The 25,915-nt window shown below is 70.1% G+C and carries 21 protein-coding genes, 2 tRNA genes and 3 pseudogenes; 10 read left to right on the top strand and 16 right to left on the bottom strand.

The window, feature by feature from the left end; translation table 11 throughout:
- Positions 1 to 211: 211 nt before the first annotated feature.
- The gene (locus tag ACQUSR_RS17385; protein ID WP_431043485.1) at positions 212 to 907 is read right to left on the bottom strand and encodes a TetR/AcrR family transcriptional regulator; all 696 of its coding nucleotides are present in this window, start codon (positions 905 to 907) and stop codon (positions 212 to 214) included.
- 124 nt (positions 908 to 1,031) lie between these two features.
- Between ACQUSR_RS17385 and ACQUSR_RS17380 the strand changes: the two genes are divergently transcribed.
- Positions 1,032 to 2,456, top strand: coding sequence for a serine hydrolase domain-containing protein (locus ACQUSR_RS17380; protein ID WP_431043484.1), 1,425 nt, complete (start codon positions 1,032 to 1,034; stop codon positions 2,454 to 2,456).
- A gap of 47 nt (positions 2,457 to 2,503) precedes the next feature.
- Here ACQUSR_RS17380 and ACQUSR_RS17375 read toward each other — a convergent pair whose 3' ends face one another.
- Genes ACQUSR_RS17375 through ACQUSR_RS17365 form a run of 3 tightly spaced genes read right to left on the bottom strand, consistent with a single transcriptional unit; the run spans position 2,504 to position 4,070 of the window.
- Positions 2,504 to 2,965, bottom strand: coding sequence for a GNAT family N-acetyltransferase (locus ACQUSR_RS17375; protein WP_431043482.1), 462 nt, complete (start codon positions 2,963 to 2,965; stop codon positions 2,504 to 2,506).
- Between the two features lie 44 nt (positions 2,966 to 3,009).
- Entirely contained in the window at positions 3,010 to 3,207 is a 198-nt protein-coding gene (locus tag ACQUSR_RS17370; protein ID WP_431043481.1) for a DUF397 domain-containing protein, read from the bottom strand.
- A gap of 11 nt (positions 3,208 to 3,218) precedes the next feature.
- On the bottom strand, positions 3,219 to 4,070 hold the full coding sequence (locus ACQUSR_RS17365; protein WP_431043480.1) for a helix-turn-helix domain-containing protein: 852 nt from the start codon (positions 4,068 to 4,070) through the stop codon (positions 3,219 to 3,221).
- 176 nt (positions 4,071 to 4,246) lie between these two features.
- Here ACQUSR_RS17365 and ACQUSR_RS17360 point away from each other — a divergent pair, with 176 nt between their 5' ends.
- Positions 4,247 to 4,693: an ATP-binding protein gene (locus tag ACQUSR_RS17360; protein ID WP_431043479.1), complete on the top strand. Its 447-nt coding sequence runs from the start codon at positions 4,247 to 4,249 to the stop codon at positions 4,691 to 4,693.
- Between the two features lie 91 nt (positions 4,694 to 4,784).
- Positions 4,785 to 5,366, top strand: a complete 582-nt coding sequence (locus tag ACQUSR_RS17355) for a Uma2 family endonuclease (RefSeq protein WP_431043478.1) — start codon at positions 4,785 to 4,787, stop codon at positions 5,364 to 5,366.
- Between the two features lie 87 nt (positions 5,367 to 5,453).
- Here ACQUSR_RS17355 and ACQUSR_RS17350 read toward each other — a convergent pair whose 3' ends face one another.
- Genes ACQUSR_RS17350 through dnaK form a run of 4 tightly spaced genes read right to left on the bottom strand, consistent with a single transcriptional unit; the run spans position 5,454 to position 9,697 of the window.
- Positions 5,454 to 5,921: a heat shock protein transcriptional repressor HspR gene (locus ACQUSR_RS17350; protein ID WP_431047645.1), complete on the bottom strand. Its 468-nt coding sequence runs from the start codon at positions 5,919 to 5,921 to the stop codon at positions 5,454 to 5,456.
- A 27-nt stretch (positions 5,922 to 5,948) separates the two neighbouring features.
- Positions 5,949 to 7,127 carry a molecular chaperone DnaJ gene (dnaJ, locus tag ACQUSR_RS17345; protein WP_431043477.1) on the bottom strand — a complete coding sequence of 393 codons (1,179 nt, stop codon included), beginning with the start codon at positions 7,125 to 7,127 and terminating at the stop codon, positions 5,949 to 5,951.
- 33 nt (positions 7,128 to 7,160) lie between these two features.
- The gene (grpE, locus tag ACQUSR_RS17340; RefSeq protein WP_431043476.1) at positions 7,161 to 7,835 is read right to left on the bottom strand and encodes a nucleotide exchange factor GrpE; all 675 of its coding nucleotides are present in this window, start codon (positions 7,833 to 7,835) and stop codon (positions 7,161 to 7,163) included.
- Positions 7,832 to 9,697: a molecular chaperone DnaK gene (dnaK, locus tag ACQUSR_RS17335; protein ID WP_431043475.1), complete on the bottom strand. Its 1,866-nt coding sequence runs from the start codon at positions 9,695 to 9,697 to the stop codon at positions 7,832 to 7,834. Before dnaK ends, grpE begins: the two co-directional genes overlap by 4 nt.
- Before the next feature lie 301 nt (positions 9,698 to 9,998).
- Here dnaK and ACQUSR_RS17330 point away from each other — a divergent pair, with 301 nt between their 5' ends.
- Positions 9,999 to 12,263: a (Fe-S)-binding protein gene (locus tag ACQUSR_RS17330; RefSeq protein WP_431043474.1), complete on the top strand. Its 2,265-nt coding sequence runs from the start codon at positions 9,999 to 10,001 to the stop codon at positions 12,261 to 12,263.
- A gap of 64 nt (positions 12,264 to 12,327) precedes the next feature.
- Here ACQUSR_RS17330 and ACQUSR_RS17325 read toward each other — a convergent pair whose 3' ends face one another.
- The gene (locus tag ACQUSR_RS17325) at positions 12,328 to 15,039 is read right to left on the bottom strand and encodes a SpoIIE family protein phosphatase (protein WP_431043473.1); all 2,712 of its coding nucleotides are present in this window, start codon (positions 15,037 to 15,039) and stop codon (positions 12,328 to 12,330) included.
- A 706-nt stretch (positions 15,040 to 15,745) separates the two neighbouring features.
- Here ACQUSR_RS17325 and ACQUSR_RS17320 point away from each other — a divergent pair.
- Positions 15,746 to 17,200 (top strand): FG-GAP-like repeat-containing protein, encoded by a 1,455-nt coding sequence (locus ACQUSR_RS17320; protein WP_431043472.1) that lies wholly within the window; start codon positions 15,746 to 15,748, stop codon positions 17,198 to 17,200.
- Between the two features lie 259 nt (positions 17,201 to 17,459).
- A complete protein-coding gene (locus ACQUSR_RS17315; RefSeq protein ID WP_431043471.1) occupies positions 17,460 to 18,497 on the top strand; it encodes a YIP1 family protein in 1,038 nt (345 codons plus the stop codon).
- Positions 18,498 to 18,608: 111 nt separating this feature from the next.
- Here the strand turns inward: ACQUSR_RS17315 and ACQUSR_RS17310 are convergent, their stop codons facing one another.
- The 3 genes from ACQUSR_RS17310 to ACQUSR_RS17300 form a co-directional block, all read right to left on the bottom strand.
- Positions 18,609 to 19,106, bottom strand: coding sequence for a phosphoribosyltransferase (locus ACQUSR_RS17310; RefSeq protein WP_431043470.1), 498 nt, complete (start codon positions 19,104 to 19,106; stop codon positions 18,609 to 18,611).
- A gap of 5 nt (positions 19,107 to 19,111) precedes the next feature.
- A complete protein-coding gene (gene dcd / locus ACQUSR_RS17305) occupies positions 19,112 to 19,687 on the bottom strand; it encodes a dCTP deaminase (protein ID WP_431043469.1) in 576 nt (191 codons plus the stop codon).
- 138 nt (positions 19,688 to 19,825) lie between these two features.
- On the bottom strand, positions 19,826 to 19,990 hold the full coding sequence (locus ACQUSR_RS17300) for a hypothetical protein (protein WP_304462667.1): 165 nt from the start codon (positions 19,988 to 19,990) through the stop codon (positions 19,826 to 19,828).
- A 223-nt stretch (positions 19,991 to 20,213) separates the two neighbouring features.
- Between ACQUSR_RS17300 and ACQUSR_RS17295 the strand changes: the two genes are divergently transcribed.
- Together ACQUSR_RS17295 and ACQUSR_RS17290 are read left to right on the top strand one after the other, a co-directional pair.
- Positions 20,214 to 20,287, top strand: a tRNA-Gly gene (locus tag ACQUSR_RS17295).
- Positions 20,288 to 20,399: 112 nt separating this feature from the next.
- Positions 20,400 to 20,861, top strand: a pseudogene (locus ACQUSR_RS17290) (mobilization protein); the annotation flags it as partial.
- A 120-nt stretch (positions 20,862 to 20,981) separates the two neighbouring features.
- Here ACQUSR_RS17290 and ACQUSR_RS17285 read toward each other — a convergent pair.
- The 3 genes and pseudogenes from ACQUSR_RS17285 to ACQUSR_RS17275 form a co-directional block, all read right to left on the bottom strand.
- Positions 20,982 to 21,057, bottom strand: a tRNA-Trp gene (locus tag ACQUSR_RS17285).
- 125 nt (positions 21,058 to 21,182) lie between these two features.
- Positions 21,183 to 21,725, bottom strand: a complete 543-nt coding sequence (locus tag ACQUSR_RS17280) for a flavoprotein (RefSeq protein WP_431043468.1) — start codon at positions 21,723 to 21,725, stop codon at positions 21,183 to 21,185.
- Positions 21,722 to 22,992 (bottom strand): annotated as a pseudogene (locus tag ACQUSR_RS17275) (helix-turn-helix domain-containing protein). Before ACQUSR_RS17275 ends, ACQUSR_RS17280 begins: the two are co-directional and overlap by 4 nt.
- 175 nt (positions 22,993 to 23,167) lie before the next feature.
- Between ACQUSR_RS17275 and ACQUSR_RS17270 the strand changes: the two are divergent.
- Both ACQUSR_RS17270 and ACQUSR_RS17265 read left to right on the top strand, forming a co-directional pair.
- Entirely contained in the window at positions 23,168 to 23,626 is a 459-nt protein-coding gene (locus tag ACQUSR_RS17270; protein WP_431043467.1) for an ATP-binding protein, read from the top strand.
- Between the two features lie 5 nt (positions 23,627 to 23,631).
- A pseudogene (locus ACQUSR_RS17265) lies at positions 23,632 to 24,941 on the top strand (UDP-N-acetylglucosamine 1-carboxyvinyltransferase).
- A 65-nt stretch (positions 24,942 to 25,006) separates the two neighbouring features.
- Here ACQUSR_RS17265 and ACQUSR_RS17260 read toward each other — a convergent pair.
- Entirely contained in the window at positions 25,007 to 25,774 is a 768-nt protein-coding gene (locus tag ACQUSR_RS17260; protein ID WP_431043466.1) for a GNAT family N-acetyltransferase, read from the bottom strand.
- Positions 25,775 to 25,915 lie beyond the last annotated feature (141 nt).

Raw genomic sequence — 25,915 nt, 5'->3', positions numbered from 1 at the left:
ATGGACTCCCGGTTTGTGAAGGATACGTGTAGCCCCGCCGCTGTCCAGAGGAAGCGGCGGGGCAGATTCCGCAGGGGGCGGCCGGCCTTTCGCGATGACCCCCGAACACCGCGACCACCGGCATCGACCACTCTCCCGTCGCGCCTGACCCACCGTCGTCAGCCGACAGGTCGATCGGGCTCCGCTTCGCGGCGGAGCGCGGCGCTCCGACTCATTCCCCGGAGGTAGCCGTGCGGCGGGCCGCGAGGCGGCCTTCGAGGCCGTCGAGGAGGGCTTCGAGGCCGAGTTCGAAGGTCTTGTCGGGAGCCGCGAGGTACTCGGCGGAGGCCGTCCCGATGCGGCCGCGCAGTCGCGGGAACCGCATGGCGACCTCACCGGCCTTGGCCATGGTGTCCTGGATCAGCTCCTCCGCGTCACCGCCGTCGCGACTCAGCCGCCTCGTCAACGACGCCGCGGCCGACGCCCCGAGGGCGTTGCCGAGCACGTAGGTGAACACGCCGGCCGCCGCCTGGTCCGCCTCCTCGCCGACGAAGCCGGCCTTCTCGTAGAGGGCGAGGCTGTGGTCGTCGTGGCGCGACTTGCCGGACCCGTAGAGGAAATAGGAGCCGAAGGCCTGCACGAGCCACGGGTGGCGGGCGAGCATCGCGTGCAGGCCGGTGGCCATCGAGGCGGCGGCCGTGCGCCAGTCGACCGCTTCGAGATCGGGCAGCTCGATCTCGTTCCACACGTGGTCGCCGGCGAGCAGGACGAGGTCGTCCTTGTTCTTGACGTGCCAGTACACGGCGGTGGCGACGGTCCCGAGCCGCTTGCCCAGGGCGCGCATGTTGAGCCCTTCGAGACCTTCCTCGTCGAGTAGCTCGACGGCGGTCCGGACGATCTGTTCCCTGGTCAGCGAGGCGCGCGGCATGCCTCCACGATAAGACACCGCCCCGCCGGCCTGCACTAAGTTCAGCCCACCACTTGCACTTAGTTCAATCAGTCCTCTAACGTTTCACTTGAACTTAGTTCAAGTCCGTCGAAGGGAAATTGGGATGTCACAGGCAGAGCTGTCGGAGTTCGTGGAGGCGACCGCTGCGGAGTTCGGCATACCCGGTGTCGCCGTCGGGGTGTGGGCCGACGGCCAGGAGATCTACGCGTGCCACGGCGTGACGAGCGTCGAGAACCCGCTGCCCGTCGACGAGAACACGCTGTACCAGCTGGCCTCGGTCACCAAGACCTACACGGCGACCGCGCTCATGCGTCTGGTCGCGGACGGGCTGGTCGAATTGGACGCCCCGGTGCGCCGGTACGTTCCCGAGCTCACGCTGACGGACGAGCGGGCCGCCGCGGAGATCACCGTGCTGAACCTGCTCAACCACACAGCGGGCCTGGAGTGGGGCGTCATCAACGACACCGGCGACGGGGACGACGCCCTGGCCGGCTACGTGGCGTCGATGGCCGAGCTGGAGCTGATCGCGCCGCCCGGCACCCGGTCCTCGTACAGCCAGGCGGGGTACAACCTGGTCGGGCGGATCCTGGAGAAGGTCACGGGCATGACGTACGAGCGGGCCGTCTCCTCGCTCGTACTGGAACCGCTGGGCCTGTCGGAGAGCCTCTTCGCGCCCAACGACGTCATGACGCGGCGGTTCGCCGTGGGGCACAACCGCGACGAGGACGGCACGCCGTCCGTCGCGCGGCCGTGGACACCCACCACGCGCGGCAATCGACCCGGCGGGGGCCTCGTCTCGTCGGCGGCGGACCAGCTGCGCTGGGCGAGGTTCCACCTGGGCGACGGCCGGACGGAGAGCGGCGTCCGCGTACTCCCCGCCGACCTCTTGCAGCAGATGAAGGAGCCGACGGTCGCGCTGCGGGGCAGCGCGGAAGGCGACGCCATGGGCATCGGCTGGTTCCTGCGTGACGTGGACGGCGTCCGTGCGGTCGGCCACGGCGGGTCGGCGAACGGTCAGTTCTCCGAACTCCTCACCGTGCCGGAACGGAACTTCGCCGTCGTCACGCTGTCCAACGCGGGCCCGAACGGCATCCTCTTCAACCAGGCCGTGGTCCGCTGGGCCCTCCAGACGTATCTCGGGGTCACCGACCAGGACCCGGAGCCCCTCCCGTACGACGAGGTGCGGGCGCGGGCCCAGGAGATCGCCGGGACCTACGAGATCGACGCCATGACGCTCACGATCGACGCGGGCGGGGCGGACGGGGCGGACGGGGCGGACGGGGCGGAGCTGACGCTGGAGGTCGTGATCAAACCGGAGATCCGCGCCGCCGCCGACACCGACCTCCCCCCGGACTACGCACCGTTCACCCTCGGCCTGCTGCCCGGCGACGGGGACGAGTACGTCCTCACGAGCGGCGGTTTGAAGGGCCGGCGCGGCTTCTTCACCCGCGACGAGAGCGGCACGGTCGTGGGCGTCGACCTCGGAGGCCGCATGTTCACCCGGGTTCCTCAGGCTTCTTCCGCCTGACCAGGGCGAATGCGCGGCCCGGGGCGGGCCCAGCCTCCCAGCGGGTCCTACTCCTGAGGCCGCCAGGTATAGCGGACGTCCGGCTCGTGCTCCTCATTGCGCAGCCCGTCGGTGTACTCGACCGCGATGAAGCCGTGTCGCTCGTAGAACCGCCGGGCGGGCCCGTTCACGTGGAACGTCCACAGTCCCAGCCCATGGGGCCGTCGCCGCTTGGCCACGTCCATGAACCGGTCGCCCACACCGCGGCCGCGCCAGGACGGGTCGAGGTAGAGCTGTTCGAGCTCCTCACCGTCGAGGACCAGAAGCCCGATCACCGAGCCCTCGGCGACGGCCACCCAGGTCTCGTACTGCGGCACGACCACGTGGGTAAACCAGCTCCGTACCTCGTCGTCGCCGTGCGCGCGGCGCACGGTCGGCAGCGCGGCGGCGAAGGAACGCAGCCACACGTCGGCGATGTCGGCCGCGTCAGAGTCCACCGCGCGCCGCAACACCAGCTCAGCACTGTTCACAGCGCGCGACTATCGCAGAGGGGCGCCCCTGGGCGCATCCGGATTCAGCTGTCCGCGTCGAACTGGCCGGCCTTCGCGGCGCGGAGGAAGGCGGCGAGGGCGGCGGGGGTGGTGGCGAGGACGACGGCGGGGTCGTCGCTCTCCCGGAGCCGTACGAGGCCGTCGGCGGCGCCGAGCTCCACGCAGTTGTTGTCCGGGCCGGTTCCGGAGAACGACGACTTCCGCCAGCGAACCTGCCGCATAGCCAGACCTCTCACAGCTCGCGCGCGATCCGGTGGATGAAATCCCGCGACTTCTCGGGGCTGAGGGCAGAGCGCTCCACCGTCCCCAGGAGCGTTCGGTAATGGCCGAGCTGCGCTTCCGCGTCCAGGAAGACGCTGCCGTGTACGTGATCAATCTGAACCGTGTCGAGTTGGGGTACCGGGCCCGACGCGTACGTCATCGAGTAGCCCATCCCCGCGAAGCCGTCCGCCGAAAAGGGAACCACCCGTACGGTAACGCCGGGGAGTTCGGCCCGCTCCACGAGGTACTCGAGCTGCTGGCGCACGGCGGCCCGGTCGCCCACTCTCATCCGTAGCGCGGCTTCGTGGACGATCGCCATCAAGACAGGCGCACCCTCACGGTCGAGAACCTGGCGGCGGCGCAAGCGGAAGTCGATCACAGCGTCGAGGTGGTCCGGCGAGAACGCCGTCCGCGCATACGTGAACAAGGCCCGCATGTACGGCTCCACCTGCAAGAGGCCGGGGATGTGCACCACTTGCAGAGTCTGCATAGCGCGCGCGTGCCACTCCAAGGCGGCCAGATCGAGGGACATCGCGGCGAGGACGCCCCGGTACTCCTCCCACCATCCGCGCACGCGCTCCGTCGCCATGCCAACCAGCGCTTCGACCAACTCAGGGTTCCCGCAGCGATAGTGATCCGCCAGCCGCCGCAGGCGGTCCTCGCTCACGCCGATGCGTCCCGCTTCGATATGGCTGATCTGGACGGGCCCCGTACCCAGGAGGTCACCGGCTTGCCGTGCAGTCATACCCGCGCGCTCACGCATCTTGCGCAGCTCCGCGCCCAACCTCTCTTGCCGGGCGGTGGGGTTGCTCCTGGGCGGCATGACCACATCTCCTCTGCTGGACGCCTGCGCGGCCACCATGCCACGCCCGACCCGATGGGGCGAACATTCGGGATAAGCCTTGCAACGTATCAGCCATGCAACCTACGGTGAGTGTTGCATCGCTCACTCAGCGAAGCGTCACGGCTCAAGCGTGCCCACAGGAGGCCCGTATGCCCATGCCCAACACCCAACAGGACGTCGCCCCCTTCGAATACTGCATCCACGTCCCCAACGCCCCCCGGGCCGTCTCCGTCGCCAGAGCCACCCTCCGCAAGATGCTCACCGCGCACGAGTTGCCCGAACTGATCGACCGTGCCGAGCTGTTGGCCAGCGAATTACTGACGAACGCCATCGTGCACTCCGGCGGTGAGGCGGACATGCGGGTCAGCTGGTCCAAGGACGAGAAGCTGCGGCTCATGGCCTGGGACAACAGCCCCGCGCCGCTCGTCATCAAGGATCCCGACGACCCCGAGGGGAACGGCGAGAGCGGGCGCGGGCTGATCCTGCTCACGGTGGTCGCCGACGCGTGGGGCACGTTCCCGCTCAAGGGGGAGCTGTGGGGCCCGGCCGCCAAGGTCGTCTGGTGCGAGATCGGCCGGCAGGCCCGGCGGCCGTGGGGATAACCCCGCCACTCCTGAGAGTGAACCTCTCCGCGGAACCGCCATCGTCGCCACGCGCGGCCGACACTGGACCGTATCCACAAAGGGGGGCAGCATGACTGCTATGACACACGAGCCGACTCCCACCCCGGAGCAGATTCTCCTGGAGGAATTTCTGGCTCTGGAGACCCCCAAAGGCTTCAAGGCCGAGCTCATCGAGGGGGAACTCGTCGTGTCACCGACACCTGACGGCGACCATCAAGACGCCATCGACCTCATCGTCGCCCAGGTCTACAGACACTCCCAGGTACCCATGCAGCAGTCCGGCAATACCGGACTGATCCTGCCGCGCGGCGGCCTGTGCCCGAAGAACCACGCCATCCCCGATATCACCTTCGCCCCTCGCGACCTCCGCCTCTTCCGCGGTGCCCCGCCCTGGATGCCCTGCGACGGCGTCACCATGGTCGCGGAGGTGACCAGCAGCAGGCCCCAAGGCGACCGCATCGCGAAGCGGCACTGCTACGCGCGCGGCGGGATCCCGCTCTATCTGCTGGTGGACCGGCAGGAAGGCATGGTCACGCTGTTCAGCGAACCGGCGTCCGAGGACTACACCGAGAAGCACCCCGCCCCGTTTGGCAAGACCATCGCCCTGCCGGAACCCTTCGCCTTCGAACTCGACACGGCGGACTTCGTCTGACCTCGGGCGGCCACCCCGCACATGGAAGGGGCCGGGAGAGCGGATGCTCTCCCGGCCCCTTCCATGTCTGACACAGCCGCGCCGCGACTACTCCGGCCGCTTCGGCCGCCACACCACCAGCGCGCTCGTCTGCTGCACCTGGTCGTACGGGACCAGGTCCCGCCGGTACGACGCGTGCACCTGCGCCTCGCGCTGCTGCATCGCCGCCGCCGCGCCCTCGACGGCCGCGGTCAGTTCCGCGACGCGCGCCTGAAGCGCGGCGACCTGGTTCTCCAGTTCGATGATGCGCTTGATGCCGGCCAGGTTGATGCCCTCGTCCTGCGACAACTGCTGCACCTGGCGGAGCAGTTCGATGTCGCGGGCCGAGTAGCGGCGGCCGCGGCCCGCGGTACGGTCGGGGGAGACCAGGCCGAGCCGGTCGTACTGCCGCAGGGTCTGCGGGTGCAGGCCCGAGAGCTGTGCCGCCACCGAGATGACGTACACAGGTGTCTCATCGGTCAGTTGGTACGGATTACGGGGAACCCGGCCGCCACCACGGCCGCCGCCGCCCTGCATTCCGCCTCGCCCGTCCACCACCATGGCTCATGCTCCCTTCGCGGCCTGGAACAGCTCCGCCCGCGGGTCCTGGCCCGCGGTGGCCTCCCGGTACGACTCCAGCGCCTCGCGCGCCTTGTCGTCGAGCTCCTTCGGTACGGCGACCTCGACCGTGACCAGCAGGTCGCCGCGGCTGCCGTCCTTGCGCACCGCGCCCTTGCCGCGGGCGCGCATCGTACGGCCGTTGGGCGTGCCCGCGGGCAGCTTCAGGGTGACCGGCGGGCCGCCGAGGGTCGGCACCTTCACCTCGCCGCCGAGGGCGGCCTCCACGAAGGACACCGGCACGGTGACCGTGAGGTTGTCGTCCTTGCGGCCGAAGACCGGGTGCGGGTCGACGTGGACGACGACGTAGAGATCGCCGGCCGGGCCGCCGGTCTCGCCCGGTGCGCCCTTGCCGCGCAGCCGGATCCGCTGGCCGTCGCTGACGCCCGCCGGGATGCGGACCTGCATGGTGCGCGCGGAGCGGGCTCGCCCGCTGCCCTTGCACACGTCGCAGGGGTTCTCGGCGATCAGGCCCCGGCCGCGGCAGTCCGCGCACGGGTCGGTGAGCGAGAAGCCGCCGCCCGCGCCCCGGCTGACCTGGCCGGTGCCGACGCAGGTGGGGCAGACCCGCGGCGTGCCGTTCTTGTCGCCCGTGCCCGAACACGTCTTGCACGGGGCCTGGCTGGACATCCGCAGCGGGACGGTCGCCCCCTCCACCGCCTCGGTGAAGCTCAGCGTCACCTCGGACTCGATGTCCTGGCCGCGGCGCGGCTGGGCGCGGGTCGTGCCCCGGCCGCCGAAGAGGCCGCCGAAGACATCGCCGAGCCCGCCGCCGAAGCCGCCCGCGGCACCGCCGGGCTGGCCCGCGCCGCCGAAGAGGTCGCCGAGGTCGAAGTTGAAGCTGCCGCCGCCCGGGCCGCCGGGACCGGGGCGGAAGCCGCCGTTCCCGAACAGCGCGCGGGCCTCGTCGTACTCCTTGCGGCGCTTGGCGTCCGCGAGCACGTCGTTGGCCTCGGAGATCTCCTTGAAGCGCTCCTCGGCCTTGGCGTCGCCCTTGTTGGCGTCCGGATGGAACTCGCGCGCGAGCTTCCGGTACGCCTTCTTGATCTCCGCTTCGGTGGCGTCCTTCGGGACGCCGAGGACCTTGTACAGGTCCTTCTCCAGCACATCCCTGCTCAGGCTCATCCCCGGCGTCCCTCCTTCCTCGTCACCACTGCGTCAGCCCTCTTCCGGGCCACCGCTCTCCTCGTCGGGCGTCTCATCGGACTTGGGCTGGGCCCCGGGCTGGGGCTCGGCCACCGCGACCCGCGCGGGGCGGATCGTACGCTCGCCGATCCGATACCCCGGCTGCAGAATCTGCACGCACGTGGTCTCGGTGACGTCCGGCGCGTAGCTGTGCATCAGCGCCTCGTGCACCAGCGGGTCGAAGGGCTCGCCCTCCTTGCCGAACTGCTGCAGCCCCATCTTGGCGGCGACCGTCTCCAGCGACTCGGCGACCGACTTGAAGCCGCCGACCAGCTCGCCGTGCTCCCGGGCGCGGCCGATGTCGTCGAGCACCGGCAGCAGCTCGGACAGCAGGTTCGCGACGGCGATCTCCTTGACCGTCACCCGATCCCGCTCCACGCGGCGGCGGTAGTTCTGGTACTCCGCCTGGAGCCGCTGGAGGTCAGCGGTGCGCTCGTTGAGCGCGGTGCGGACCTGGTCCAGCTGCGCCTGGACGCCGACGGTGGACAGCCCGTCCCCGCCCGGGGCCTCCGGGCCCGCCTTGTCGGCTGACCCGGCGCCCTTGGCCTTGTCGTCGGAGGACTTCGAGGTGGAGGTGTCCCCCTCCTTCTCGGGGGCGGAGGAGGGGACGTCGGGCTGCTCCTCGAAGCCCGGAGTCTCCTCCGTCACGCGGCACCACCCTGCCCGCCGGCGGCCTTCTCGTCGTCGACGATCTCGGCGTCGACGACGTCGTCGTCGGCCTTCGGGGCGGCACCGTCAGGACCCGGGGCACCGGCGCCGCCCGCGGCCTGCTGGGCCTGGGCGTCGGCGTACAGCGCCTGGCCGAGCTTCTGGCTGACGGCCGCGACCTTCTCGGTGGCGGTGCGGATCTCGGCGGTGTCCTCGCCCGCCAGCTTCTCCTTCAGCTCGCCGACGGCGGTCTCGACCTCGGTCTTGACCTCGGCGGGAACCTTGTCCTCGTTGTCCTTGAGGAACTTCTCCGTCTGGTAGACGAGCTGCTCGCCCTGGTTGCGGGTCTCGGCGGCCTCGCGGCGGGCGTGGTCCTCCTCCGCGTACTTCTCGGCCTCCTGGCGCATCCGGTCGACCTCGTCCTTCGGCAGCGAGGAGCCGCCGGTGACGGTCATCTTCTGCTCCTTGCCCGTGCCCAGGTCCTTCGCGGTCACGTGCATGATGCCGTTGGCGTCGATGTCGAAGGCGACCTCGATCTGCGGGACGCCGCGCGGCGCCGGCGGCAGACCGGTCAGCTCGAACATCCCGAGCTTCTTGTTGTACGCCGCGATCTCGCGCTCGCCCTGGTAGACCTGGATCTGCACCGACGGCTGGTTGTCCTCGGCCGTGGTGAAGATCTCCGAGCGCTTGGTCGGGATGGTCGTGTTGCGCTCGATGAGCTTCGTCATGATGCCGCCCTTGGTCTCGATACCGAGGGACAGCGGGGTGACGTCGAGCAGCAGGACGTCCTTGACCTCACCCTTGAGGACACCGGCCTGGAGGGCGGCGCCGATGGCGACGACCTCGTCCGGGTTCACGCCCTTGTTGGCCTCGTTGCCACCGGTCAGCTCCTTGACGAGCTCGGCGACGGCCGGCATACGGGTGGAACCGCCGACCAGGACCACGTGGTCGATCTCGGAGAGGGCGATGCCCGCGTCCTTGATCACGTTGTGGAACGGGGTCTTGCAGCGCTCCAGCAGGTCCGCGGTCAGCTGCTGGAACTGGGCGCGGGTGAGCTTCTCGTCCAGGTGCAGCGGGCCCTCGGCGGACGCCGTGATGTACGGCAGGTTGATCGAGGTCTCGGTGGACGAGGACAGCTCGATCTTCGCCTTCTCCGCGGCCTCACGCAGGCGCTGGAGGGCCATCTTGTCCTTGGACAGGTCCACGCCGTGGCCGGAGTGGAACTGCTTGACCAGGTAGTCGACGACGCGCTGGTCCCAGTCGTCACCACCGAGGTGGTTGTCACCGTTGGTGGCCTTCACCTCGACCACGCCGTCGCCGATCTCCAGCAGCGAGACGTCGAAGGTGCCGCCGCCGAGGTCGAAGACGAGGATCGTCTGGTCGTCCTTGTCCAGCCCGTAGGCGAGCGCCGCGGCAGTAGGCTCGTTGACGATGCGCAGGACGTTAAGCCCGGCGATCTCACCGGCCTCCTTGGTGGCCTGACGCTCGGAGTCGTTGAAGTACGCAGGAACAGTGATGACCGCGTCCGTGACCTTCTCACCCAGGTACGCCTCGGCGTCCCGCTTCAGCTTCTGCAGGATGAAGGCGCTGATCTGCTGCGGGTTGAAGTCCTTGCCGTCCAGGCCGATCTTCCAGTCAGTGCCCATGTGGCGCTTGACCGAGCGGATCGTCCGGTCGACGTTGGTGACGGCCTGGCGCTTGGCGACCTCGCCGACGAGCACCTCACCGTTCTTCGCGAAGGCCACAACGGACGGCGTGGTCCTGGCGCCCTCGGCGTTGGTGATGACGGTGGGCTCACCGCCTTCGAGCACACTGACGACGGAGTTCGTCGTACCCAGGTCGATGCCGACCGCACGTGCCATTTCAGGATCCTCCAGCTACAGCATTGAGTGGAACAGGCTCAAGCGTGCATGATCAACTTTTCCGTGTCAACAGACCTGAGCCGGGCTCACTCAACTTTTATATCGAGCTTATGAGCAGCAAGGGGTGGGGCGCCCGGGGTGGCGCAAGGAAGAGAGAGGTCAGGGCAGCCTGAGCGACACAGATCACCGGCCGGTCGACTGCATGGGTCCGTGAAACCTCGGTAATCTCGGCAGAGACCGGATAAGTTACTGCTTAGTAATCACTCATCATCACCGCTCTCGCAGGTCCGAGGAGCCACCAATGCAACTCGCCGCGATCATTGTGTCGCTGGTCCTAATCGCGGTCGGCGTCGCGCTGTTCGGCCGTGCCATCCTGCAGATCTACAACTTCATGCGGCTCGGCCAGCCCGTCCCCGCCGGCTCCCGGACCAACGACCCCAAGCAGCGCACCATCACGCTGGTCAAGGAGTTCCTCGGCCACTCCCGCATGAACAAGTGGGGCATCGTCGGCGTCGCGCACTGGTTCGTGGCGGTGGGCTTCTTCTCCCTGCTGCTGACGATCGTCAACGCCATCGGCCAGCTCTTCAAGTCCGACTGGATGCTGCCGATCATCGGTGACTGGGTCCTGTGGGAGATGTTCGTCGAGTTCCTCGGCACGATGACGGCGCTCGGCATCCTCACCCTGATCGTCATCCGGCAGCTGAACAGGCCCGGCAAGGCGGGCCGCAAGTCCCGCTTCACGGGCTCCAACACCGGCCAGGCGTACTTCGTCGAGAGCGTCATCCTCATCGTCGGCCTGTCGATCATGACGCTGCGCGCCCTGGAGGGCGTCCAGCACCACGTCGACAGCTACGAGGCCGGGTACTTCGCCTCGTACCCGCTGATCCTGGCCCTCAAGGGGCTGAGCCTCAGCACGATCCAGAACCTCACCTACCTCGTCGCCGGGATCAAGATCGCGACGTCCTTCATCTGGATGATCACGGTCTCCCTCAGGACCGACATGGGTGTCGCCTGGCACCGCTTCCTCGGCTTCCCGAACATCTGGTTCAAGCGCGAGTCCAGCGGCGACGTGGCGCTCGGCGCGCTCCAGCCGATGACCTCCGGCGGCAAGCCGATCAACTTCGAGGACCCGGGCGAGGACGACGTCTTCGGTGTGTCGAAGGTCGAGGAGTTCTCCTGGAAGGGCCTGCTCGACTTCTCCACCTGCACCGAGTGCGGCCGCTGCCAGTCGCAGTGCCCGGCCTGGAACACCGGCAAGCCGCTGTCGCCGAAGCTGCTGATCATGGCGCTGCGCGACCACGCGCACGCCAAGGCCCCGTACCTGCTCGCGGGCGGCGGCAAGACGATGGAGGGCGAGGAGAAGGGCACCGAGGAGCAGCTCGCCGAGGTCCCCGCGGCGGCCCTCGCGGAGGCCGAGCGCCCGCTGATCGGCACCCTCGAAGAGAACGGCGTCATCGACCCGGACGTGCTGTGGTCCTGCACCACCTGCGGCGCCTGCGTCGAGCAGTGCCCGGTCGACATCGAGCACGTCGACCACATCGTCGACATGCGCCGCTACCAGGTGATGATCGAGAGCTCCTTCCCGTCCGAGGCGGGCACGATGCTCAAGAACCTGGAGAAGAAGGGCAACCCCTGGGGGTTGGCCAAGAAGCAGCGCCTGGCGTGGACCAAGGAGGTCGACTTCGAGGTCCCGGTCGTCGGCAAGGACATCGAGGACCTCACCGAGGTCGACTACCTGTACTGGGTCGGCTGCGCCGGGGCCCTGGAGGACCGGGCCAAGAAGACCACCAAGGCCTTCGCGGAGCTGCTGCACATCGCGGGCGTCAAGTTCGCGATCATGGGCGGTGACGAGGCGTGCACCGGCGACTCGGCCCGGCGCCTGGGCAACGAGTTCCTGTTCCAGCAGCTCGGCCAGCAGAACGTCGAGATGCTGAACATGGCATTCGGCGAGGACGCTGATGAGGGCGTCACGGTCGAGAAGTCGAAGAAGAAGATCGTCGCGACCTGCCCGCACTGCTTCAACACGATCGCCAACGAGTACCCGCAGCTGGGCGGCGAGTACGAGGTCATCCACCACACCCAGCTGCTCCAGCACCTCGTCGACGAGGGCCGGCTGATCCCGGTCACCCCGGTCGAGGGCCTGATCACGTACCACGACCCGTGCTACCTGGGCCGCCACAACAAGGTCTACACGCCGCCGCGCGAGATCATCGCCAAGGTGCCGGGCCTGCGGAACGAGGAGATGCACCGCCACAAGGAGCGGGGCTTCTGCTGCGGCGCCGGTGGCGCGCGGATGTGGATGGAGGAGCGGATCGGCAAGCGCATCAACAACGAGCGTGTTGATGAGGCGCTGTCGCTCAACCCCGACATCGTCTCCACGGCCTGCCCGTTCTGCCTTGTCATGCTGACCGACTCGGTCAACGGCAAGAAGAACGACGGCAAGGCCAAGGAGTCGATCCAGGTCGTGGACGTCGCGCAGCTGCTGCTCGAGTCGGTGAAGACCCCGGCGGAGCCGGAGGGCGACGGCGAGACGGCGGAGGAGCCGGCGCCCGAGCCGGTGAAGTGACGCCTACTGGGCTGTAGGTAAGGGGCTGGTGCCATAGGGCACCAGCCCCTTACGCGTACGCCTATTACGCGTATGCCTGTTTGCCGGCCGGAAGCGGCTGCTCGGCCCAGATGACCTTGCCTTCCGGCGTGTACCGGGTGCCCCATCGCTCGGCGAACTGCGAGACCAGGAACAGCCCCCGCCCGCCCTCGTCCGTCGTCGCCGCGTACCGCAGGTGCGGCGAGGTGCTGCCGGCGTCGGCCACCTCGCAGATCAGGCTCCGGTCGTACAGCAGCCGCACCCGGATCGGACCCGCCGCGTGCCGGATGGCGTTGGTGATCAGCTCGCTGAGGATCAGCCCGGTGGTGAACGCGAGCTCCTCCAGCCCCCACCCGGCCAGGGTGCTGGCCACCGCCGCCCGCATCCCCGCGACCTCCGCCGGATCCGACGCCACCCGCCACTGGGCGATCCGCTCGGCCGGCAGCGCCCGCGTACGGGCCACGATCAGCGCCACGTCGTCGCTGGGCCGGCCGTGGAGCAGATCGCCCAGCACGACCTGGCACGTCTGCTCCGGATCGCGCCCAGGAGCGGGGTCACGCCCAGGAGCCGGGTCGCCCGCCGCGGCCGGGACACGCCCCGCCGCCTCCGCGGCCCCCGGCCCCGCCAGGGACGTGCGCAGCAGCTCAAGCCCCTCGTCGATGTCCCGGTCGCGCCTCTCGACCAGCCCGTCGGTGTACAGCACCACACTGCTGCCCTCGGGTAGCTCGAACTCGGCCGTCTCGAAGGGCAGCCCGCCGAGACCCAGCGGCGGCCCGCTGGGCAGATCCACGAACTCCACCTTCCCGTCGGGGTGCACCAGCGCGGGCGGCAGGTGCCCGGCCCGCGCCATCGTGCAGCGCCGGGACACCGGGTCGTAGATCGCGTACAGGCACGTCGCGCCGGTGACGGCCTTGGCGGAGCCCTCCTCCTCCGCGTCCTCCCGGTCGATCCGGGCGATCAGCTCGTCCAGACGGGACAGCAGTTCGTCCGGCGGCATGTCGAGGGCGGAGAAGTTGTGCACGGCGGTACGGAGCCGGCCCATGGTCGCGGCGGCGTGCAGGCCGTGGCCGACGACGTCCCCGACGACCAGCGCCACCCGCGCACCCGGCAGCGGGATGACGTCGAACCAGTCGCCGCCGACGCCCGACTGGGCGGGCAGATAGCGGTAGGCGACGTCGAGCGCGCTCTGCTCGGGCAGCACCCGGGGCAGCAGACTGCGCTGGAGCGTCACCGCCATGGTGTGCTCGCGGGTGTAGCGGCGGGCGTTGTCGATGCTGACCGCCGCGCGCGTCACCAGTTCCTCGGCCAGCGACAGGTCCTCGTCGTCGAACGGCTCCGGCTTCTGGGACCGCCAGAAGCTGGCCACGCCCAGCACCACACCGCGGGCCCGGAGCGGCACGGTGATCATCGAGTGGATGCCGAACCCGACGATCTCGCGGGCCCGGGCGGGGTCCTGCGACTGCCACCCGCCGAACGCGGCGAGATCGGGCTCGATGGCCGCCATGCCGCTGTCGTAGCTCCAGCCCTGCGGGGTGGTCGGCACGAAGTCGATCAGCTTGCCGAGCGGGAAGAGCGGGGCGTCGTCGCGCACGCCGCACACGGCCGTACGGCGCAGCGTCACCCGCTCGTCCGGCTCCTCGCCGTGCAGTACGGCGTCGGACAGATCGACGGTGACGTAGTCGGCGACGCGCCGCACCGCGTACTCGGCCAGCTCCTCGGCCGTGCGCGCCACGTCGAGTCCGGTGCCGATCCGCACACTCGCGTCGTAGAGGGTCTTGAGCCGCTTGCGGGCCACGTCGACGGAGTCGGACAGCTGCTGGAGCTCGGTGGTGTCGCGCAGGGTGGCGACGCTGCCCGGCGGGCCGCCGTGCCGGTCGGTGGGCCGGTGGCTGACCGACAGCAGCCGGTCCCCCGCGACGTGCACCTCGTCGGTGGTGGCGCGCCCCGAGACCAGCAGGGCGGCGGAATACGGGGCCAGGCCCAGCTCGGACACCCGCCGCCCCTCGGCGTCCGGCGGCAGGTCCAGCAGCCGGCGCGCCTCGTCGTTGGCGAGCACCAGCCTGCCGTCGCCGTCGACGATCAGCACCCCTTCGCGTACGGAGTGGAGCACCGCGTCGTGGTGCTCGTACATCCGCGTCATCTCGACCGGATCCAGGCCGTGGGTCTGCCGCCGCAGCCGTCTGCTGACCAGCGCGGTCCCGCCGGTGGCCAGCGCGAGCGCGGCGACCGCGGCGCCGATCACCAGCGGCAGCTGGCGGTCCACCACGTCGCCGACCTTCTCGACGGTGATCCCGGCGGAGACCAGGCCGACGACCGTACCGCGCTCGTCGGTGACCGGGACGACGGCCCGCACCGAGGGGCCGAGGGTACCGGTGAAGGTCTCCACGACGGTCCCGCCGTGCTCGGCGGGCTTGATCGTGCCCATGAAGCGCCGGCCGATGCGCTCGGGGTCGGGGTGGGTCCAGCGGATGCCCTTCGGCGACATGACGACGACGAAGTCGACGCCGGACGCCTTGCGCACCGCCTCGGCGCGCCCTTGCAGGGCGGCGGTCGGGTCGGTGCCGCGCAGCGCGTCGACCAGCCCCGGGGAGCGCGCGAAGGTGGCGGCGACGGCGAGGGAGCGGTTCCGGGCCTCCTGCGTGCTGTCGTGCCGCGACTGCAGTATGAGGGCGGCGACGGCGGCGACGACGATCAGCAGGACGACCGACACCTGGAGGACGAAGACCTGGCCCGCGACCGTGCGCACCCGGCGCGCCACGCGCGCAGGGTGCTCCGTGCGGGGGTCGGTCCGCGCGCGGGGATCCGCCTGCGCGCGGGGGCCCGGTTGCGGGCACGGGCCGAGCTGCGCGCGCGGGCCCGACTGCGTGCGAGGGCCCGGCTGCGTGTGCGGGCCCGGCTCTGTGCAGGGGCGCCGACGGCCTGGGCGCCCGCGTCCGTCTAACATCCGCTACGCCGTGGCCGCGTCCCATCGCGCCATGCGGCCAGGTTCGTGTGGGCGGTCCCGCTCGACCATGACGTTCCCCCGTTCAACGATGTGGACCCGGACACCCGATCCTGACCGCGAAGTGCCCCGGATCACAACAGGATCGGCGATCTCGGCAGCTTCATGCCCGAAGTTCCCACTCGGACCGTACCGCAGAGCCGCTCAGCGCCGCGTAAGCCGCCGATGTCCGCTTCGTCGCCGCCTCCGCTGCCCGATTCGCTGCCAACTTCGCTGCCGGCGTCGCTGCCGGCGTCGCTGCCGACTTCACTGCGGCGTCGCTGCGCAACGTCGCTGCCGATCGCGCGCGACCAAGGGGCGAAAACCAGCCACCGACATACAACCTTCGGCCATCGCCGCCGGTCTCCTCTTCGCCAACCGCCGCCCGACCCGGCATGAACCTCCGGCGAACCGCGGCGCTCCGGCACCCCCGTCAACTGTGGATGTCCCCCACGCATCCCCGCATGCCGCAGGAGAACTCCGCGTGCACAAGCACCACCGCATCGCCCTCGCCTCCGCCACCGTGGCCGCCCTGACCGCCGGGCTGCTCACGGCCGTCGCGGGCCAGGCCGCCGCCGCCCCTACCGGCGTCCAGGGCGACTTCGACAACGACGGATTCCGCGACCTCGCGGTCTCCTCCCCGTTCGCGACCGTCGCCGGGCAGGCCAAGGCCGGGCAGATCACGATCCTGTACGGGTCGCAGGACGGCGCCGGGGCCACCCGCCGCGCCACCATCACCCAGAACTCGACGGGCGTCCCCGGCACCGCCGAGAACGGCGACTACTTCGGCGGCACCACCAGCGCCGGTGACTTCAACGGCGACGGCTACGCCGACCTCGCCGTCGGCGCGCCCGGCGAGGACGTCTCCAGCGACACCGACGGCGGCACCACCGAGATCATCTGGGGCTCGGCCACCGGCCTGGCCGGCGGCACCACCATCGCCGATCCGGCACCGCACGACCACGACCGCTTCGGCGCGGCCGTCGCCGCCGGGGACTTCGACGGCGACGCGAAGACCGACCTGGTCGTCGGCGACTCGTCCGCCACCCTCCGCCTCTTCAAGGGCGGCATCGCCAAGTCCGGTACGGCGGGTTCCAAGGCGGCCGTCAGCACGCCGATCCTCGGCGGCGGCGCGGGCGTGATCAGCCTCACCCCCGGTGACGTGGACGCCGACGGCAGGACGGACCTCGTGGTCAACGGTGTCGAGGGCACCGGCTCCGGCGAGTACCTCTACAACGCCAACTACTACCTGCACGGCACCGCCTCCGGCCTCAGCTCGGCCGACGCGAAGAAGCTGCCCGCCGGCGTCATCACCGCCATCGGAGACGTCAACGGCGACGGCTACGGCGATCTGGTCACCGGCCTGCACTGGGACGACACCGTGCCCGGCACCACCAAGGGCGGCAAGGTGACCGTCCGGTACGGCTCGGCGAGCGGCCCGACCGACGACACCGCCGCCATCACCCAGGACTCCGGCGCCATCCCCGGCAGCTCGGAGACGGGCGACTCGTTCGGCTGGGAGGTCACACTCGGGGACGTCAACGGCGACGCCATCCAGGACCTCGCCATCGGCGCCCCCGCCGAGGACCTCGGCGGCGCCACCGAGACCGGCACTGTCACCGTCGTCTACGGCTCGCCCAGCGGCCTGGACACCACCACCGGCGTGCAGTACTTCCAGCAGGACACCGAGGGCGTGCCGGGCCACAACGAGAGCTACGACCACTTCGGCGGGGAGGTCTTCCTCTCCGACGTCACCGGCGACGGCAAGGCGGACCTGACGGTCGGCGCGAACGGCGAGAACGAGGGCAACGGCTCGGTCGTCGCGCTCCGTTCGGACGGCACGCGGATCGTCACGGCCGGGGCGCGCTCTCACGCACCGTCAGCGGTCGGCGTGAGCACGGCGGGCACGCCGCAGTTCGGCAGCGTCATCTCGGGCTGACGACGACTGGCACCGGACTGCCACCGACTCGGCACCGACTGGCACCGGGCCGACAACGGCTGACGGTGCGCTGGCACAACGGCTGACGGCGCGCTGGCGCAACAGCTGACGGTGCGCTGGCAACGGCGGCGACCCGCGACGCGCGACCTGGTGCGGTCCCCCCAGGGTTCCCCTAAGGGATGTCACAGCTCGGCCGCAATGCCGGGCCTGTTACCGCAGGCCCGGCATAGCGGACCTGGCGACCAGGTACGTTCGAATCGTGGCTGGATTCAGGATGGGACGTGGACGGGACTCCCGCTCCACGCAACAGGGGCCGCAGGGCCAGCCCGGGCACTACCCCGGGCAGCAACCACCGCGAGCGCCGTACGGGCAGCAAACCCCGCACGGCTCTCCTTACGGCGGACCGCAGGCCCCGCGCAGCGCCCCCTACGGCGGACCGCAGGCCCCGCGCGGCGGTCAGGCTCCGTACGGTCAGCAGCACGGCGGGCCGCGGCCTCCGCACGGCGGACAGCCGCAGTGGTCGCCGCAGGACGACGGGCCGGAGTACTTCGACGGTCAGGACCCGTACCCCGCGCACGGCGCTCCCGGCGGCTACCCCGGCGGTGACCCCGGGCAGACCCAGCAGTTCAGCCTGGGCGAGGCGCCCGACTACGACCCGTACGGCCGCCAGGACCCGGGCCCGGGCTACGCCCCCGGCCCGTACGACGACGAATACGGCGCCCCCTACGGCGGCGGACCCGCGGGCCCGCCGCCCGGCCCCCGCCTGCACTGGAAGGAGCTGCTGAGCGGCATCGTGCTGCGCCCGCCGGCCACCTTCTGGCAGATGCGGGACCACGCGATGTGGGGCCCGGCGCTGATCGTCACGTTCCTCTACGGCCTGCTCGCGGTCTTCGGCTTCGACAAGGCCCGCGAGGACGTGCTGAACGCCTCGATGTCGAACAGCATCCCGGCGATGCTGTGCACGGGCGTGGCGATGGTGCTCGGCGGCCTGGTGCTGGGCGCGGTCACCCACACCCTGGCCCGCCAGCTCGGCGGCGACGGCACGTGGGCGCCGACGATCGGCCTGTCGATGCTGATCATGTCGGTCACGGACGCGCCGCGACTGCTGTTCGCGATGTTCCTGGGCGGCGACAGCATGTTCGTACAGGCCCTGGGCTGGGCGACGTGGGTGGCGGCGGGTGCGCTGTTCACCTCGATGGTGAGCAAGTCGCACGACCTGCCGTGGCCGAAGGCGCTGGGGGCGTCGTCGATCCAGCTGATAGGGCTGCTGAGCCTGCTGAAGCTGGGCACGCTGTAGGCGGGCCGACGCGCATGCGAAGGGCCCCGGCCGTCGGCTTCCGCCGACGGCCGGGGCCCTTTCGCGTTGTGTGCGTCGCGCTCGCCGCGTTGTGCGTCGTGCTCGCCGCCCTCAGGCGTCGAGGACCTGCCCGTCACGCCGGATGACGGGGGGCTCGACGCTCCACGGGAAGTTGATCCAGTCGTCGGTCCGCTTCCACACGTACTCGCACTTCACGAGGGAGTGCGACTTCTCGTAGATGACGGCGCTGCGTACGTCGGCGACGGTGCCGACGCAGAAGTCGTGGACCAGCTTGAGCGTCTTGCCGGTGTCGGCGACGTCGTCGGCGATCAGGACCTTCTTGTCAGAGAAATCGATCGCATTCGGGACGGGCGCCAACATAACGGGCATTTCCAGGGTCGTCCCCACGCCTGTGTAGAACTCCACATTCACCAGGTGGATGTTCTTGCAGTCCAGCGCGTAGGCCAGCCCGCCGGCGACGAAGACCCCGCCCCGGGCGATGGACAGCACGATGTCGGGCTCGAACCCGTCGTCGGCGATGGTCTGCGCCAGCTCGCGGATCGCGCCGCCGAACCGCTCGTAGGTCAGGTTCTCCCGTACGTCGCTCATGCCCGTCACACCTGCGTCCGGTGGAAATTCAGGAACGAGCGCGAGGGCGTGGGACCACGCTGCCCCTGGTACCGGGAGCCGTACCGCGCGGAGCCGTAGGGGTGCTCGGCGGGCGAGGCCAGCTGGAACATGCACAGCTGCCCGATCTTCATCCCCGGCCACAGCTTGATCGGCAGCGTCGCGACGTTCGACAGCTCCAGGGTGACGTGCCCGGAGAACCCCGGATCGATGAACCCGGCGGTCGAGTGCGTCAGCAGCCCCAGCCGGCCCAGGCTGGACTTGCCCTCCAGCCGGGAGGCGATGTCGTCGGGCAGGCTGATGACCTCGTAGGTCGAGGCGAGCACGAACTCCCCGGGGTGCAGGATGAACGCCTCATCGCCCTCCGGCTCCACCAGCCGCGTCAGGTCGGCCTGCTCGACGGCGGGGTCGATGTGCGGATAGCGGTGGTTCTCGAACACCCGGAAGAAGCGGTCGAGGCGCACGTCGATACTCGACGGCTGCACCATGTCCGGGTCGTACGGATCGATCCGCACCCGCCCGGCGTCGATCTGGGCGCGGATGTCCTTGTCAGAGAGAAGCACGGGACGAGGATACGCAAACGACGCGGACACCGCGGGCCCGCCCCAACGCGGACACCGCGGCTCCCGCGATCCCGACTGCCCTACGGCCCCCGATCCACCGCTCTCGACCGACGGCCCTACCGCTCCCGATCGACGGCTCTACCGCTTCTGAAGCTGCACCGGCACCGCGTGCCGCAACCGCGCACACTGCGGACAGCGCAGCAGCCGCCCGGGCCCGATCCGATCGGCGCCGAGGTTCTGCATCGGGAACGAAGCGGTGCTGAACACGTGCCCTTCGGCACAACGGACGACGGTGCGCTCCATCGAGTCCCTTCCCCGAGAACGTGAAAGACAAAAGCCACATTAGGGGATGAACAGGCCGCCGCTCCACGCGGCACTCCGACCCCCACCGTACGCCCCAACTCCAGCCGCCCGCAGTCACATCGCTTGCCCTAACAGCACGAAGACCCCAGGGCCAATGCGGCTGGGGTCAGGAATGGGGTACAGTGTGCGACGATGCGGCACTGAGAGATCAGCGCTCCGCTTCGCGGGTGTAGTTTAATGGTAGAACATGAGCTTCCCAAGCTCAGAGCGCGAGTTCGATTCTCGTCACCCGCTCCATAGCGAAGGCCCAGGTCAGAGACCTGGGCCTTGTTGGTTGTCTAGACCTCTCCTGGACTCCCGCACCACTTGCGCACCACTCGACAACGGAAATCGGCCCACAGAGGCCCTCCACGCCCAGCAGGCCGCCGCCGCCCGCGAGGCCGCCGAGCACCTGCGCGCCGCCTACCAGGCCGCAACCGCGATGCCCATGGGTGTGCTGTATCAGCGGGGCCGGCGCCTGTCGCAGCCCCTGCGGCACAAGCAGGTCGCGTACTTGCGGCAGGCGGTGCCGGAGCTGGCGGAGCAGGTCCTGGCCGAGCCGGGCTGGTATGCACTCGCAGCCACCCTCGCCGACGCCGAGACCGCGGGCCACGACCCAGCCGCCCTCCTGGCCGAGGCTGCCGAACGGCGGGAGTTGGAGACGGCCGAGTCGGTCAGCGACGTGCTGGTGTGGCGGCTGCGGCGCATGGCCGGTCTGCCCGCAGATGCCTCCACGATGCCCGAGCACTACAGCTCGACCTCGGCCCAGGCCACCGTGCGTGCCGCCCGGCCCTCGGCGAGCCGCAACGACCGGCCGCGCAAGGCCCGGTGATGGCCGGGCAACAGCTTCACCCGAGGCCGTCGATGCCAACCCGCAAACACGGGTGGCCCTGCGGGATTCCGCAGGGCCACCGGTGCTTCATTCCGTACCGTCGCCGGTGATACATGGCTATGGCAGGGGTGACAGGAGTCGAACCTGCGACATCCGGTTTTGGAGACCGGCGCTCTGGCCTCTGAGCTACACCCCTTCGACACCGGTCAGCCTGGCACGGCTGAGCACGTGGTTCCAACGCATTTTCATGCTGGGCACTTCTCCTGCCACCGCCGACGAAAGGCCACGTGGCTGCAGATCACAAGGCGCAGGCAAGGAGCGTCACCCGGCGGCGGCCACCTGGGGCGCGAGCAGTTCCAGCGCCTCCTCCCAGCGGAAGCGGTCGGCCCCGCCGCCAGCCTTGGGCCTGTGGGGTTCATAGGAGCCGATCAGGACGCCCATTCCGCGTAGCCGGTCCAGGCTCTGCTGGTACGCAGGGTGGGCGGCCTGGGCGGCGTTCAGGTACGGCAGCGCGGCGATGGGGATACCGAGGCCGTACGCCTCGCACAGGATGCCCACAGCGAGGGTGTCCGAGATGCCGGCGGCCCACTTGTTGATGGTGTTGAAGGTGGCCGGGGCGACCGCGATGGCGTCGGCGGGTGGCAGCGGCCTGGGGTCTCCGGGGCTGCGCCAGGCCGAGCGGATGGGGTAGCCGGTCTGGGCTTCGATGGCGGTCGCGTCTATGAAGCCGAGGCCCTGCGGGGTGGCGACCACGCCGACGTTCCAGTTCTGCTCCTGCGCTGCGGTGATGAGCTTACCGACGTTGTCGGCAATGCCGGCCGCGCAGACGACGACGTAGAGGAAGGACTTGGTCTGCTCGGTCACGCGGGGACCCCCAGTCGGCGGCTGAAGTGATGCAGTTCGGGCAGTGCACGGTGGCGGTCGCGGGCTGCCATGTCGGCGACCAGTTCGCGCACCGCGGGGCGGCGGATGTCCTGGGCCGCGCAACTCTCGGCGATGCGCAGGGCCTGGTAGCCGTCGGCGAGCCTGCCCTGCTGACTGTAGGCGCGGGCAGTGTCCACCCACAGGGCGGCCCGGCGTTCGGGGACGGGGATGTGGCGGCGCATGAGCGGGCGGGCGGTGTTCAGGGCGATGCCGGCGTCGCCGAAAGAGACGGCTGCGCTGACCTCGTGGAGGGCGACGTTGGTGGGGCTGAAGTTCGCCCAGGCGTCTGGCCGGTCGAAGGCAACGTAGCGGGCCACCTCTTTGGCTTCGGTGAGGAATTCCCGGGTGGTGTCGCGGTCCCCGTTCCGGCTGGCGGCGGTCGCGCCACGGAGCAGCAGGAGGCCGACGGAGGCCAGGTACCGCGGTGAGCGCTGGTCGTAGGAGCCGGTGAGCTGGTCGGCGGTGTGGCGGACCATGTCCACGGCTTGCGCGGTGTGCCTTTCGCGGACGAGGACGTGTGCGTGGACGCGGACGCTGGCAGCGAGGGCGACGGGGTCTCCGGACCGCTCTGCCTCGGCCATGGCCCGACCGGCCGCGAGCCAGGCGTTGCCGTGGTCGGCTCGCTTGAGCAGCAGGCTGACCGAGGTCTGGTAGGCGGTCGCCAGCAACCCGGACGCCTCCACCGACATGGATGAGCCGCTGGTCGCCTGGCGCAGGTCGGCGATCAGACCAGGCAAGGTCGCTCCAGCTCCGCGTAGTCGCACGTACAGAACAGTCGGCGTACAGCCCTGGCCCGGTGGCACAGCTCGTCGATGTCCAGCGCTTGCCCGGTGCCCGCGGGGTTCGTGCCAGGGAGCAGAACCTGAGTTAGCTCGTGGTGTGTTGGGGCGGCAGGCGGTGCTGCTGCGAGCGTGGCGATGCTGGCGGCGAGGAAGGTACGGCGGTGCATGTCCTCTGTCTCGTGGTCGGCGGTGCTGGCGTCGGGGGCTGCGGCGAGGCCGAGGTCGTGAAGCGGAATGTCGAGTTCTCTCGCGACCTCGCGCAGCACCCGTGTGTCCTCGGTTCCGCGGCCGTTCTCCAAGCGGCTCACCTTGGACTGGTGGTAGCCCAGCTCTGCGGCGACGCTCGCTTGCGAGCGCCGCTGTAAGACCCGTGCCCGGCGGATCACTTCGCCGATCCGTCTGGCCTCACCCTGTGCATCGGCCATCTGTGCCACGGCCCCTCCTGCCGTCGCGATCCTGCCTGCTCAACCGAGCGTAGTCCGCAAGTAATCGACCGTGATGCACGTCCTGCATAAGTCATGCAGCGATGGCACCAGTCCTGGCAGCGGCCTGTCCCGGACCAGTTACGTGGAGTGGCCATAGTCGCTCGGGAGGCCGCTCATGGAAGTCCGCCAGCTCAGCTTCTCCGTACCCAGCACCACACGTGACGCCAGTGAGGCACGGCGCCGGGCCGTCGCCGAGATAACGGGCTGGGGCCTGCGGCCGGGCAGCGAAGCTCTCAACGCCGCGGAACTCGTGACGGCGGAACTGCTCGCCAACGCCGTGCGGCACGCCGGTCCCGAGCCCGTCTCGTTGGGCCTGCGCCTCCAGGACAGCGTTCTCCGCATCGAAGTCCGCGACTCCAGCAGCAAGCTTCCCCGGCCGAGGCTTCCCGCCTCGGAGAAGGAGAACGGCCGCGGCCTGTTCATCGTGGCGGCGCTGGCCACCCGCCACGCCGTGGAGCCGACACCGACAGGCAAGCAGTGCTGGGCCGACATCCAACTGCCGCCTGATGAATCCCCTGATCAGGCCAGTCCCTGCCCTCAACCGACAGGCCACGTTCCGCTTCCGAGGAGGTAATCGCGGTGTCCAACCGACTCCCAGTCGCCGAGGTCGTTGCCGTCCGCCCCGGCCGACCACTCACCGGCACCGTCACGGTCGACGGCTCCAAGAGCCGCCCTTCCGCTCCTTGCCGCCGCCGCGTGCCTGCGCCGCCCCGTACGTCTGAGCAATGTCCCGGCGAGCACGGACGTACAGACCATGCTCACGCTGGTGCAGCACGCCGACTGCCACGTCACCCGGCCCGTCGGCGAGCCCGACACCGTCGTGCTCCTGCCCAACGACGGATCGCGCGTCGGGCCAGGGCTGCGCGAGGCCGCCCGCATTCGCGCCTCGTACTACGTCGTGCCCGCGCTGCTCGCCGTCCACGGGCGGGCTCGCCTGCCCTGGCCGGGCGGCTGCCAGATCGGCGAGCGCGGCATGGAACAGCACTTCAAGGTCTACGAGGCATACGGGGACCGGGTGGCCGTTGATGACGACGGATATCTCGTGAAGATTGGCAAGTCCAGTACAGCGCCGGTGTCGGTAACCCTGCCCTTCCGGTCCCGGGGCGCCAGCATCGCGGCCATCTTGCGAACCGTTGTGGCTCGCCGGCCGCTGCGCATCATCCACCCCAACCTCTCACCAGAGGTCACCGCCGTCCTGGACGCCCTGCGGTCGGTGGGCTGGCAGTCGCAGGTCAGCGAGCGCGTTCTCACCCTCACACCGCCGACCGCAGCGTCCGACGACGTCCCGGTGTGGAAGGTGCCGGGAGACAAGATCGAAGCCGGGACTCTCGCTTGCGCGATTGCGGCCACCGGCGGCAGCGGACGTATCTCAGGCGTAGCCGGCAAGGACGTCGCTCCCATGGCGGCCGCGCTCCGCTGGCTCGGCATCCCCGCCATCACGGAAGCAGAGGCACTCACCATCCAGGCCCAGGAAGCCCCGCCGGACGCATCGCTCCTTGCGGGCGGTCGCTTCCCTGGCGCCTGGTGGCCTTGACGCCGACTTCGAACCGCCGCTGATGGCTCTCGCTTTGGGGTTACCGGGCACCCATCTGTTCGCCGATTCGATCAACCCGGGTCGGCACGGCAATCTGCTGCCCCACCTGGCGCGCCTCGGCGCCGCCATCGAGGAACTGTCACCCACCCGGTGCCGTCTCACCGGCCCGCAGCGGCTGACCGGCGCAGGTGTGGAAGCCACCGACATCCGCACCGGCTCGGCTCTTCTCGTCGCCGGCCTGACCGCGCACGGGGTCACCACCTTGGGCGGACTCGACCAGCTCCGCCGAGGCCACGCCGACCTGCCGACAAAACTCCACGCCCTGGGCGCCGACATCTGCGAGGTCATCCCATGACCTGCCGCCGGGCCTTGCAGCGGATTGTGGCCACCACCGATGTCCACTCCGCCTTCGCGGTGGCGTCACTGAGAGGCCCACCAGGTCGAGGGCGCCGCGGCGGTGTAACCCAGCGACTCGTACAGCGGCCTGCCCAGCTTCGAAGCGGTGAGCGTGACCGGCAGGTCCGCCAGGTGGGCGAGGGAGCCGAGCATGACGGCCCGCCCCACGCCACGCGACCGGAAAGCCGGCGAAGTGCCGACCCAGTGATGGCCGCCGACGCCGTCGTCCACGACGCTGACGCCGGCTCCCGCGGGCACGCCGTCGTGCGTGGCGACGAACACGTCCACGCCCGGCTGCTCGATCAGCGCCGTCGGGAACAGCTCGCCGGGGCGGTAGGGCTTGAATCCGGCCAGCTCGAAGCCCTCGATCACGATCCGCTCGGCCGCCTGGAGGTCCTCGGGCCGCCGTACCCGGATCACGTCCAGCATCGGTTCGCCGACGGGCCCGGGCGGGCGCAGCATGACCGGCATCTGCCAGCTGCGCATGCCCAGGTGGCTCAGGTCGGTCGAGCTGAACGGATCCTCGGCGTTCACCGGGCCTGCGGCTCGGCGTACCAGCTCGCTCAACTCGGTCAGTTCGCGCGGGTCGAGGACCGGCTCTTGGATCAGGATCCGCAGGCCGGCGCGCACGTCGCCGTCGACCGCGACGAATCCGCGGCGCCGGATGACCTCATGCCCCCGGCATCGGCCGGTCGCGGTCCACAAGGCGGCGGAGTTACGGGCCTGACGCATCGGCGCCTCGGCCAAGGCTACGGACGTGGGCTGGTCGGCCGACGTAGATCGTGTTGTCATTGCGCCTACGGTACTGCGCAATTGCCCCATCACAGGGGCCAATTCCATGCGAGCTGACTGGGCCACCTGCGCGGCCGGACCACCTGGCGAGCACGAGCGGCTCCATGTTCCGTCTCGATCGTTGCCGCTGCGCCGCGTTCA

The sequence above is a fragment of the Streptomyces sp. P1-3 genome (assembly GCF_050613155.1).
In the GTDB taxonomy this organism is placed as follows: Bacteria; Actinomycetota; Actinomycetes; order Streptomycetales; family Streptomycetaceae; genus Streptomyces.
The sequence above is the reverse complement of the archived record's forward strand: the minus strand, read 5'-3'. Positions and strand labels throughout refer to the sequence as shown.

Coding starts and splice junctions, on each gene's coding strand:
- ACQUSR_RS17385 (WP_431043485.1), bottom strand. CDS start 907: ATGCCGCGCGCCTCGCTGACCAGGGAACAGATCGTCCGGACCGCCGTC.
- ACQUSR_RS17380 (WP_431043484.1), top strand. CDS start 1,032: ATGTCACAGGCAGAGCTGTCGGAGTTCGTGGAGGCGACCGCTGCGGAG.
- ACQUSR_RS17370 (WP_431043481.1), bottom strand. CDS start 3,207: ATGCGGCAGGTTCGCTGGCGGAAGTCGTCGTTCTCCGGAACCGGCCCG.
- ACQUSR_RS17365 (WP_431043480.1), bottom strand. CDS start 4,070: ATGCCGCCCAGGAGCAACCCCACCGCCCGGCAAGAGAGGTTGGGCGCG.
- ACQUSR_RS17360 (WP_431043479.1), top strand. CDS start 4,247: ATGCCCAACACCCAACAGGACGTCGCCCCCTTCGAATACTGCATCCAC.
- ACQUSR_RS17355 (WP_431043478.1), top strand. CDS start 4,785: ATGACTGCTATGACACACGAGCCGACTCCCACCCCGGAGCAGATTCTC.
- ACQUSR_RS17350 (WP_431047645.1), bottom strand. CDS start 5,921: ATGCAGGGCGGCGGCGGCCGTGGTGGCGGCCGGGTTCCCCGTAATCCG.
- dnaJ (WP_431043477.1), bottom strand. CDS start 7,127: ATGAGCCTGAGCAGGGATGTGCTGGAGAAGGACCTGTACAAGGTCCTC.
- dnaK (WP_431043475.1), bottom strand. CDS start 9,697: ATGGCACGTGCGGTCGGCATCGACCTGGGTACGACGAACTCCGTCGTC.
- ACQUSR_RS17330 (WP_431043474.1), top strand. CDS start 9,999: ATGCAACTCGCCGCGATCATTGTGTCGCTGGTCCTAATCGCGGTCGGC.
- ACQUSR_RS17310 (WP_431043470.1), bottom strand. CDS start 19,106: ATGAGCGACGTACGGGAGAACCTGACCTACGAGCGGTTCGGCGGCGCG.
- ACQUSR_RS17300 (WP_304462667.1), bottom strand. CDS start 19,990: ATGGAGCGCACCGTCGTCCGTTGTGCCGAAGGGCACGTGTTCAGCACC.
- ACQUSR_RS17270 (WP_431043467.1), top strand. CDS start 23,168: ATGGAAGTCCGCCAGCTCAGCTTCTCCGTACCCAGCACCACACGTGAC.
- ACQUSR_RS17260 (WP_431043466.1), bottom strand. CDS start 25,774: ATGACAACACGATCTACGTCGGCCGACCAGCCCACGTCCGTAGCCTTG.